Below are 10,529 nucleotides of genomic sequence, written 5' to 3'. Positions count from 1 at the left end.
GTACTTGCTGCGAGTCACTGGAATGACAGTGCTTAACCAAACTCCATCAAACAATCTAAAATCTAGATCCTCACTCAAAGGTATTGGCCAGCAAATCATTCCCTTTATCGACCACTAATGAAAACGCCTGCAATTGCAGGCGTTTTTTTATGTCTATTCGTTTTGCTCTTATGCGCTAGAGCCCTTTAAAAGCGGACTACTTTTTAATCCATTTGCCTTTGGCATCTTGCACATAGTTGCCTTTATCTGTGGCGGCTATGGCTTTTTCACCGGCGAGTTTAGCGACGTCGGCGGGGGAGAGTTTGTTCTTCTTGGCAATGGTTTCGTAGTGGGCGCGACGTTTGTTATTTACGTCGTCCATTACGGCTTTGGCTTCGGGATTGGCTTGCACTAATCCTAAGTAGCCGTTGGCTTGTTCGCCTAAATAGCCCTGTGATTTAGCGTCTTGAAGTGACATGGCAAAAGCACTGAGGCTTAAGACGCTGAGGGTTAATAGCAATAATAACTTTGTTTTTAGTCGGATTGATTTCATGGTGATTCCTCAATTCTTAATAAATTAGAACAGCTTATCGTCTGACAGGAGTTGATCTAATTCCTTATCCACTTTGATCCGTATCTCATGTTCAATTTTCACATTGAGATTGATAACGATAGGTTTATCCGGCGGTTCTATTTTTACTGTGGGCGCACAGCCCTGCAATGCGGCGAGTGCGAACAATGCGACAAGCGCGCTTCGGGCACCTATGCTAACTTGCTGTAATTGAATTATCTTCACTGAGGTTTCCTTGTTACTTCACTGATTTTTCGATTCTGTCCTGCAAGTCATTACCAATTTGCAGACTTCTAAATAATTGCAGCATGTTCTCTTCATGAGAGTAATTCAAGTGAATAGGACGTTCAACCCCTTGGCTGCGGCCTTTCACTTCGACGAGTAGCTTAGCATCACCGGCTTGGTCCATGTCAAAGCTGCTCGATAATTGACTGTATTGTAAGTGTTCTAGCGTCGAAAAGACAAAATCTAGGTATGGCTGGGATTGGCGCATCTGTTCAACCGCCGGATTACCCGAAATGGCGATTAAGCCGCCAGGCGCACGGGCGGCTAACTGACCACCTGTGATCGACACTTTGCCGTTGATTAAATCGACGGGTAATACGCCATCGAATATGCCATCGGCATAGACGCCAATTTGCGGTTGAATGCGCAGAACTTCTTCCAGACCCATGGCCTGCAGCAGTAGATAGGCATGGGATTTATCCTGTAATTTCAGATTAAATTCTGGCAACAGGAACTGGCCGCTGAGTACTTTGCCTTTGGCGGTCATGGAAACATCGGTGTCACTTAAGCCTGTGAGTTGCTGTATCCAATTGTCGGGCAGTTTCTCGGCATCTTTACCAAGGGCGATATCGGCTTCCACTTCGATATCGGTCAGCGGAAAGCCAGGATCAAACAGGTTAAAGGTCATCAGTGTCTGCGGACAATTGAGCTTACTGAGACTGCTAAAATAGCCTTTATCCTGCGGCTTTTTATGAGACTCTTTTTTATAAGATTGGCCCCAAGTAAACTCACATTGCGCCTGCAGTTTCCCCCCCTCAAAGGTGGTGTCCTTATAAAAACCTTCAAGTTCGGTCATCGACTGGGTAATTTGCATGGCAAATTGGGTCTGATCGCGCTGTTGGGTTAAATTAAACTGTGCCTGTAATTGGTTATGACCCGTGACATTAAGCTCTGCAGGCAAGGGCTGGGTTTGATTGAGCAAGGACAATGCCTCGGTCATGCTAGTGTCAACAACCCATTGACCCGTCAGCACTAAAGGTTTGCTTGCAGTGGCAAGGTTCAGCTTGTGTTGGCTTTGCAGCTCAACAGTGCCCACTTGCCAGTGTTCATTACCAAAGAGCGTGTTATTTTTCCAATTTAAGCTTTGTGCCAGTGTTAACTTGTCTAGCTTAAGTACGGTTTCTTTGCGGCTGCGACCTTTGCTGCTGAGCTGTTTTTCGATATTGAGCTGATTGGCTTGCCATGCGAGTTGATTTTGCCAAGTGGCTGCGAGCAACGAGTCGAGTGGCGCTTCGACCTCGGGCTTAAACTCAAATGACATGGCTTTTTGTAATGCAATCGTGAAATTGCCCGCGCTCATGTCGGTTTTAGTTATGATGCTAGTGTTTGTGCTTTTTTCAGCGCTAGCTTCTGTCACTTTCGTTTCAACAGTAGTCGTTTCAGCCTTTTTTGTATCAACAGCAGCCGTTTCACTAACAACCGTCTGTGTGGTTTGCGAAAAATGCAGCTGGTCCAGTGCCAAGTTCAAAGGCGGTAAGGCCAGTGTTAATTGGTTTGCAGTATCGGACGCGGGCACTGAAGTTTGTGCTGAGCTGATACTTGAGCTGATACTTGAGCTGATACTTGAGCTGGTATTTGAGTTGCGCTGCGAGCTGACGGTAAGCGGCGCAAGGGCGTTTATTGTGATACTGCCAAGGCTCACATCGGCATGTTTAGCCGCATTGTTATCTTGAGCGCTGAGCTGTTTAAGCTCGCCCACAGTGAACTGCAGCGTGTCGCCGGCATTTTGCTGTGTTTGGGTGGCAGCGCCGATAGGCGTGGTAATGAATTGCCAGTCGGTTGAGCTTGGCGTTTGATTAAAGCTCAATTTGCCCGCAGTGGTCAACTGGCTGATATTCCAGCTGAGATCTTGGGGCGTATTCGCCCATAATTCAGATAATTGCAGTGAGCTGGTTTGTTTAGCGTTAAGGCGCCAATCTGTATTGAAGGACAGCGCTTCGGCGGACTTGACCACTTCAACATTGGCCAAATCGATTTGAGTATCGAGTTTACTGCCTAAGGTTTTTAGCTGAATTCGGGGAAGCTTGAAGCTAAGCGGCTTATTATCAAGCGGCTCATTCTTAAGCGGTTGACTCTGTGCATATTGCTGGATTGGTGTCAGCGGATAATGCAGGGCTTCAGTTAATGTCAGTGCGATCCCCACTGGTGCATCTGTGCTTTTGAGCCCTGACAGAAGCTTAGCGATTTGACCTGCTGTTTGACTTGCAACTTGTTCCTGCACTTGCTCCGAAGCGGGCTTGGCTGCCGAGTTGGATGGAGGCTGAGTTAAAGGTTTAGCCAGCGTCTCATCGAGCAGCTGCATCAATCGCTGTTGCTGCGCGGCATTGGGGCTCACAGCTAAGGTAAAGGGCTCAAGGTTTAGGTCAAGTTCGGCTAAATGCCCAGCAATCTTAAATGCGAGCTCAGGTTTAGGCGCAAGTTCTAGCGCCGCCAACTGATTAAAGGTCAGCTTAGGGTCAATTAACTGGTGCTGGCTGATAAGCTCGCCCGAAGTTAATGTAATACGGCTGTCGGACACTAATTGACCTTGCAAATCAATCGCTAACGCTTGCCACTCTTTATCAAGCTTAGTTAACGGACTTAGCACACTGTCTTGCGCTTGCCTCAGGCTGATTTGATGCAAGCTTGTAAGCAGCGGCGCGAGTGCAATTTGACTTGCCAGTTGCCACTGTTGGGCTGCGAGTGTGGCTTTGAGTTTGGCGATGCTTTCACCTTCGTGGCTAAACTCGCTGTTGATTTCCCCCGCGCCGTTAAGGCTCAACTTGTCCATCACCAAACGATAGGCGGGTAAATCATTTTGGGTGTCGAGATGGTGAGCTTTGAGAATAAGGCTGGTTTTGCCGATATCGATGAGGGGTAATGATTTGATATCTAAGGCCAAGGCGGGGCCTTGTTCATCGATGGCATTTCGATTGGGTAAAAATAGCGATTGCCCTAACTCGACTTCAATATCACCCGTGGAGATTTGGATGATTTTTTGAGTGAGGTAAGCGATTTGGCTGAACTGTTTCAGCTCGGCAAAGCTCTGCGGCCAGTCAAGTTTTAGCTGGATACTCACATCATTAAGCGTGATATGGCTGTCATGCACCCTAAGGTTGGCAGAAGTAATGCACCAATGTTCTAACTGACTTTCCCCTAATTCAATGTCAATCAGTTCGCTGTCCATGCCTACGAGGGCAAAGTTTGCCGCCTGCATGATCAGTTTTTCAGCCTGGGTATTCACAATCCAAACAGTTAACGCCACCCCCGCCAAGATGCCCGTTAAGCTGGTCGCCAATAAAGTCTTTTTCAGGGGGAATTTACGGCGGCTTTGTGTTGCAACATGAGTATCCGTCCCAGAACCTGCAGCACCTCTGTGAGGGCCAGCGGATGTCTCCGTTGCCTCGTGTTGAGGTGCCTTGCTATCAGAAGCACTGCTACGGCTTGGCTTGTTGTGGATTGGCATTGGGTTCGACTTCTTTCCTTATTCACTGAGCCCTGATCAAACTCGTGCCTTAGCATTGCACAAATACACTCACGCCTGCTTTGCATCGGTATCTTGCTGAGGTACTTTTTTAGTCACTGACTCTAGGAGCCGTCTTCTTAGCCGCTATCGCAGTGCGCATGAGCATCAGAGGCAGTTTAACACTCAAGGGCTTAGCTGACTAATGTGAAAGGATCATCGAATAGACAAGAGCCTGCTGTCAATAGTTGAAGCTTTACAGGCTCTTGTACCTAATCTTTTATTCGAGCTAGCTAACTTTTAGTTAACTCACTCTTGGTGAGTGAATTGGAGCTAGCTAAACATCTGCGCGGCGATCACCACGATTCCGCAAAGTGTGGCGAGCAGTAGGGCAAACTTACCGCCCGCGACCCGATATCCCGTCGGCAGATTGGCAGCATCTCGCATCTTGCGCTGTGTCCACACCATGGCCACAGGTAAAAAGATGGCGAGGATCACCAGCGCAATCGCCGCGTAACCTAGGGCTGTGATAAAACCTTGGGGGTAGAAGAGGGCAAAACCTAAGGGCGGTAAAAAGGTGATGGCAGCGGTTAGGCTACGACCAGAAAAATTATCCTCTCGTCTTAAGGTTGAGGCCATAAAATCAAACAAACCTAAACTCACCCCTAAAAACGAAGTCGCAAGAGCGAGATCGGCAAACAGACTAATCGCGCTGCTTAAGTATTCGCTGTGTAGTACGCTTGCCAGTTGATTGATAAAGCTCGATAAACTTTGGTTTTCGAGCAATTGGCTTTGGCTCAGTACGCCTTGGCTACCTATTTGCCACAAAAGGTAAATGACCAGAGGTAAGGCCGAGCCGAGCAGCATGATCCTGCGCAGGGATTTGACCTCAACGCCTAAGTAGCGCACCACTGATGGAATCGAACCGTGGAAACCAAAGGAGGTAAAAATCACCGGAATAGCCGTGATAATTAAACCTTGGTTAAGTGGGAGTTCGAGTAAATGTGGGCTTTCTACCTGCGGCAGTAACAAGGCCAACATAAGCAGTAATGCCAATAGCTTAAGGGCAAACAAACCGCGGTTGATAAGGTCCACACAGTGAGTTCCCATGCCCACAATCGCCCCAATCAGCAGGGTAAACAGGATGGCGCCCGCCTGTGGTGGCAAACTTAGTCCTAGCCAAGTGCTCAGCTTTTGGTTCACTTGCTCACCGCCACCGGCTATGTAGGCGGCGCAGAGGGCGTACAGTAAAAACATCAAGGCGCTATTGGCGATCAACTGGCCTTTACGGCCCAATAAGCGTTGTGCCAAGTGATTAAGGCTGGCATCGCTGGGGGCGAATTGATGGATTTCCACCATAAGCAGTGCCGTGTAGGCCATTAGCGCCCATAGGATCAACATGATGGCGGAGGACGTACCAAAACCAAGTCCCGCCGAAGCGATAGGCAAAGCCAGCATACCCGCGCCGATTGTGGTGCCTGCGATAAGCAGCAGACTGCCGAAAATTTTATTCTGTGTCATAACATGATCTCAAAAGCGTGTTGCAATAAAATGAGCTAAAGATTTGATCCTAAAGCAACTGTCTTAAAGGATTTTGATGCGATTCAAGCACAAAATGATTTAAGCAAATGAGACAGTGGCGTTCAGTGGATCCGAAAGGATATGGCCACAATGGAAGGTCAGGCGAGGGAGCCTATCTATGCCATTGCGGCTACAGATAGGGATAATAAAAGGGTGTGAAACACATAAAACTTGCCTTAGCGTGTGTTGAGTAAAAACGGATAAGTGTTTTCATGCCTTGCCTTAATAACCTAACGGCAACGGAGGCTACCATAGGGAGTTGAAGTGTACTTGTCAACCATTACAACAGTATTTTGTCACAGGATTAAGGTGCAAGATATTCATTGATCACATTGCGGCAATGGCACTTGAGGGAATCGCGTGATAAAAAATGCCGCAGACTTGGCTTAAGTGTGCGGCATTGCTTGGTGTAAGCGACTAGCTTGAAATCAGAGACAGTGAGACGTTTATGCTTTGCTCTGCAGTGCCTTTTGATGTCTTGCCAGCAGGTTTGCTGTGATGTCACTGAGGCTTAAGTCTTGATCTTCAAGCAATACCAACAAGTGATAGATAAGATCTGAGGCTTCGTTAACCAGTTCTTCTTTATCGTGGGTCGCAGCGGCAAGGGCGGTTTCAAGACCTTCTTCCCCGACCTTTTGGGCTATACGTTTAGTGCCGCGCGCAAATAAAGACGCTGTATAGCTTGAATCGGCACTTTGCCCTTTACGCGAGGTGATTAAGCTGGCGAGATTGTTCAAGAAAGGGTGTGCATTGTCATCTAACCAGCAACTTTCGGTGCCTTTGTGGCAGGTTGGGCCGTTGGGGATCACTTGCACTAAAAGGCTGTCGTTATCGCAGTCTTTATCGATAGCCACCAACTTTAGCGTATTCCCCGAGGTTTCACCCTTGGTCCATAAGCGCTGTTTTGAGCGGCTGAAAAAGGTCACATCACCTGCGCTTAAGGTTTTTTCTAGCGCGGCTTTATCCATATAACCGAGCATTAATACCTTGCCCGATAAGTGATTTTGGATAACGGCAGGAATAAGCCCATCCTGTTTGTCCCAATCCAGTTCATTAACTTGAAAAGGGCTAAAATCCGACTTAGTGTTTGTTTGCGTTGACATAGTGTTCACTCTTAATCCGTTTGTAGAACCTAGAACTGCTCTAGCGTCTAATCGCGATCCCTTCGGCCGCTAAATAGGCTTTTAATTCACCAATGTTGATAATCGCCTTGTGGAATACGCTCGCTGCCAGCGCCGCATCGACCTTGGCTTCAATAAACACATCGCGAAAATGCGCCATAGTCCCAGCACCGCCCGAGGCAATTAAAGGCACGTCGCAGATGGCGCGAACAAGGCTTAACTGCTTGATATCGTAGCCGCCGCGCACGCCGTCTTGGTTCATCACATTGAGCACGATTTCACCACAACCTCGTTTTTGTACTTCTTCAACCCAGTCTTGGGTGAACCACACCGTATCCTTAGTCGCCGCTTCATCGCCGGTAAATTGCTTTACCTTATAGCTGTTGCTGGTGGCGTCGAAAAAGGAGTCAATGCCAATCACAATACACTGGCGGCCGAACTCGTCCTGCAGGCGCGAGATCAAACTCGGATCGGTTAAGGCGGGCGAGTTAATTGAAATCTTATCCGCCCCAAAGGCTAATAATTCACGGGCATGGCTAATGGTTTTAATGCCACCTGCCACGCAGAAGGGAATATCAATCTGCTCGGCCACGCGGCTCACCCAAGATTTATCGACCACACGTTCGTGGGCGCTGGCGGTAATGTCATAAAATACCAGCTCATCGGCGCCTTCTTCGGCATAACGCGCGGCTAAGGGCACGATATCACCGACAATTTCGTGGTTACGAAACTGCACGCCTTTCACTACTTTACCGTCTTTCACATCTAAACAGGGGACTAGTCGTTTGGCCAGCATTGGATTGCCTCCACCACGTTAAACTGATTGATAAGCAAGGCTTTGCCTATAATGATGCCCGCCGCGCCGCAGTCACGCACGGCGGCAACATCCTCAAGAGTTGCAATACCGCCGGAGGCTTGCCAAGCGATATCGGGATAGGTTGCAGCAATTTCTTGATAAAGCGCGGTATTTGCGCCCGTTAAGGTGCCGTCACGGCTAATGTCTGTCACTAGCGCATGCTTTAAGCCGACAGCGCTAAAGGTTTCCACGAGGGATTCTAAACTCTTACCGCCGCCACTTTGCCAACCGGATACGGCGACAATTTTCTCACCGTGCTGGTTGATATTGACATCGAGTGCGAGGCAAATTGCCTCGCTGCCGTACTTGATAAACCATTGTTTAACTAACTCAGGTTCTTTCACCGCCAGTGAGCCAATTACCACACGTTTTACGCCGATAGCTAATAATTCAGTGACTTGCTCTTCTGTGCGAATGCCACCGCCCACTTGAATATTAGCGTTTAGTCCCGCCACGAGTTCACTGATGAGGCGAGTTTGGCGTTTAGCGGGATCTTTCGCGCCTGTTAAATCAACGATATGCAACCACTTCGCGCCTTGAGCCTCGTAGGATCGCAGCTGCGCCAAAGGACTTAAATCAAAGGTGGTCTGCTGGCCGTAATCACCTTGATAGAGGCGGACGACATTGCCATCAATTAAATCAATTGCAGGAATAATCATAAGCTTAGATCCTTGATTGATTTGTTTATAAGTGATTTATTAATAACTGGTTTTTTAATGAGTAATTTATTCATTGGTCTGCCTTCTTTGCACCCGCTTGGTTATCAGCAGAGCTGCTTTGCAGCGCTTTGTTCATCAGAGCTTCGGTCATCAGAGCTTTGTTCATCTGTAACTCGTCCATCTGTAAAAAGTTACGCAGAATTTGCGCGCCCACGGCGGCACTTTTTTCGGGGTGGAACTGCACGCCCATAAAGTTGCCTTTGCCAATGGCGGCGCTAAAGCCTTCACCATAGGTACATTCGGCTAAGGTAAATTCGCTTAACGGCGCGCGGTAACTGTGGACGAAATACACATAGCTGCCATCTTCAATATCCGCAAACAGCGGGTGAACGTTAGGGCTGTTGGCGCCTTGTGAGTTTGTCGTTAGCTTAAGTTGGTTCCAGCCCATGTGCGGCAAAGGTAGGCTTTCAGCTTTGAGTAACTGCGTATCCAGTTCACAAATGTCGGTTGGGATTATGCCTAAGCACTCGCAATCTTGACCTTTTCCGCCGCGCTCCTTAGAAATTGCCGCCAACATTTGCATGCCAAGGCATACGCCCAGCACAGGTTGAGTCAGGCCTTGGATGAGTTCGACTAAGCCTTTTTCATGCAAGGACGCCATGGCGGCACCCGCTGTGCCCACACCCGGCAGTACCACACGTTTTGCCGCTTTGATTTTGGCTTTATCGTCTGTGACCAATACCTTAGCGCCTAAACGCTCGAAGGCGAAACGTACTGAGCTTAAATTGGCGCAGCCCGTGTCTATGATGACTGTTTCAGCATCTGGCGATTCATTTGCTGTTAATTGCGGGCTAGCTGTTAATTGCTGACCAGCTGTTAATAGAGTGTCTTGTTGCATCCTAACCTCTTAAACGATTTATGCTGATGCCTTAAAGTACGCCTTTGCTCGATGGCAGAATATCGCCTTCAACTTTAACTGCTTGGCGTAGCGCGCGGCCGAGCACTTTAAACAGGGCTTCAACCTTGTGGTGGTCGTTATCACCTTCGGTCGACACATGCAGCGTACAGCGCAGGCCATCGGCAAAGGAGCGGAAGAAGTGTGGCACCATTTCTGTGGCCATTTCGCCTACGTGCTCACGCTCAAAATCGGCTGAGAACTTGATAAAAGGACGGCCAGAGATATCCAGCAGGCATTCGCCCTTGGCTTCGTCCATCGGCAGACTAAAGCCGAAACGGGCAATGCCGCGTTTGTCACCGAGCGCTTGGCGCAGGGCATCACCTATGGCCAACGCAGTGTCTTCGACGCTGTGGTGATCGTCGATTTCTAAATCGCCATTGACTTTCACATCCATTCTAAAATTACCGTGGGTGGCAATTTGATCGAGCATGTGGTCGAAAAAGCCAATGCCAGTGTCGATTTTGCCTTTAACGGGGCTGTCGAGATCCACCGTCACACGAATATCGGTTTCTTTGGTGGTGCGCACGACCGTCGCGGTGCGGCCTTTATTGAGCAGCGCATCGGCGATGGCGTTCCAGCCTAACATGTCGCGTTGATATTTCAGGCTTTTAATGCCCATGGCATTGCCCAGTTCCACATCAGTTTCGCGATCGCCAATCACAGCTGATTGGGTGAAATCGATACAGCCTTGGGTGAGATAGTCTTTTACTAGCCCAAGCTTAGGTTTACGGCAGCTGCAATTTTCATCGTTAAAGTGCGGGCAAATCACCACATCTTCAAAGTTCACCCCTTGGCTTTTGAGGATTTGCATCATCATATTGTGGGGGGCGTCGAAATCTTCCTGCGGGAAAGACGGTGTGCCAAGGCCGTCTTGATTGCTGACCATGACTAAGCGAAACCCAGCCTTTTGCAGACGCAGCAAAGCGGGGATAACCTGTGGCTCAAACACTAATTTAGCCAGACTATCGACCTGTTTGTCGGTGACGGGTTCTTCAATCAAGGTGCCATCGCGGTCGATAAACAGAATTTTTTGTGCAACGTTCGGGATAAATTGTGGGTTCATGGCTCTACCTTCAA

At 48.5% G+C, this 10,529-nt stretch carries 9 protein-coding genes; all 9 read right to left on the bottom strand.

Going from position 1 to position 10,529, the window contains the following annotated elements:
- Nucleotides 1-196: 196 nt before the first annotated feature.
- Nucleotides 197-532, bottom strand: coding sequence for a YdbL family protein (locus Q4Q49_RS01730; RefSeq protein ID WP_006081899.1), 336 nt, complete (start codon nucleotides 530-532; stop codon nucleotides 197-199).
- A 24-nt stretch (nucleotides 533-556) separates the two neighbouring features.
- Nucleotides 557-775 carry a YnbE family lipoprotein gene (locus tag Q4Q49_RS01725; protein ID WP_107404411.1) on the bottom strand — a complete coding sequence of 73 codons (219 nt, stop codon included), beginning with the start codon at nucleotides 773-775 and terminating at the stop codon, nucleotides 557-559.
- Nucleotides 776-788: 13 nt separating this feature from the next.
- Nucleotides 789-4,280, bottom strand: a complete 3,492-nt coding sequence (locus Q4Q49_RS01720; protein WP_311998472.1) for a YdbH domain-containing protein — start codon at nucleotides 4,278-4,280, stop codon at nucleotides 789-791.
- A 330-nt stretch (nucleotides 4,281-4,610) separates the two neighbouring features.
- A complete protein-coding gene (locus Q4Q49_RS01715) occupies nucleotides 4,611-5,798 on the bottom strand; it encodes an aromatic amino acid transport family protein (protein WP_220776342.1) in 1,188 nt (395 codons plus the stop codon).
- Nucleotides 5,799-6,304: 506 nt separating this feature from the next.
- Nucleotides 6,305-6,961 (bottom strand): bifunctional phosphoribosyl-AMP cyclohydrolase/phosphoribosyl-ATP diphosphatase HisIE, encoded by a 657-nt coding sequence (gene hisIE / locus Q4Q49_RS01710; RefSeq protein WP_311998471.1) that lies wholly within the window; start codon nucleotides 6,959-6,961, stop codon nucleotides 6,305-6,307.
- A 40-nt stretch (nucleotides 6,962-7,001) separates the two neighbouring features.
- A complete protein-coding gene (hisF, locus tag Q4Q49_RS01705) occupies nucleotides 7,002-7,775 on the bottom strand; it encodes an imidazole glycerol phosphate synthase subunit HisF (protein ID WP_311998470.1) in 774 nt (257 codons plus the stop codon).
- Nucleotides 7,757-8,494 (bottom strand): 1-(5-phosphoribosyl)-5-[(5-phosphoribosylamino)methylideneamino]imidazole-4-carboxamide isomerase, encoded by a 738-nt coding sequence (hisA, locus tag Q4Q49_RS01700; RefSeq protein ID WP_311998469.1) that lies wholly within the window; start codon nucleotides 8,492-8,494, stop codon nucleotides 7,757-7,759. Before hisA ends, hisF begins: the two co-directional genes overlap by 19 nt.
- 70 nt (nucleotides 8,495-8,564) lie before the next feature.
- Nucleotides 8,565-9,392, bottom strand: a complete 828-nt coding sequence (gene hisH, locus Q4Q49_RS01695; RefSeq protein ID WP_311998468.1) for an imidazole glycerol phosphate synthase subunit HisH — start codon at nucleotides 9,390-9,392, stop codon at nucleotides 8,565-8,567.
- A gap of 31 nt (nucleotides 9,393-9,423) precedes the next feature.
- Complete coding sequence (gene hisB / locus Q4Q49_RS01690; RefSeq protein WP_311998467.1) at nucleotides 9,424-10,515, bottom strand: bifunctional histidinol-phosphatase/imidazoleglycerol-phosphate dehydratase HisB; 1,092 nt, start codon at nucleotides 10,513-10,515, stop codon at nucleotides 9,424-9,426.
- Nucleotides 10,516-10,529: the final 14 nt, after the last annotated feature.

The sequence above is a fragment of the Shewanella sp. SP1S1-7 genome (assembly GCF_031932105.1).
Classification (GTDB): Bacteria; Pseudomonadota; Gammaproteobacteria; order Enterobacterales; family Shewanellaceae; genus Shewanella; species Shewanella baltica.
Note: the sequence above shows the minus strand (reverse complement) of the source record. Positions and strands in the feature narration are given on the sequence as shown.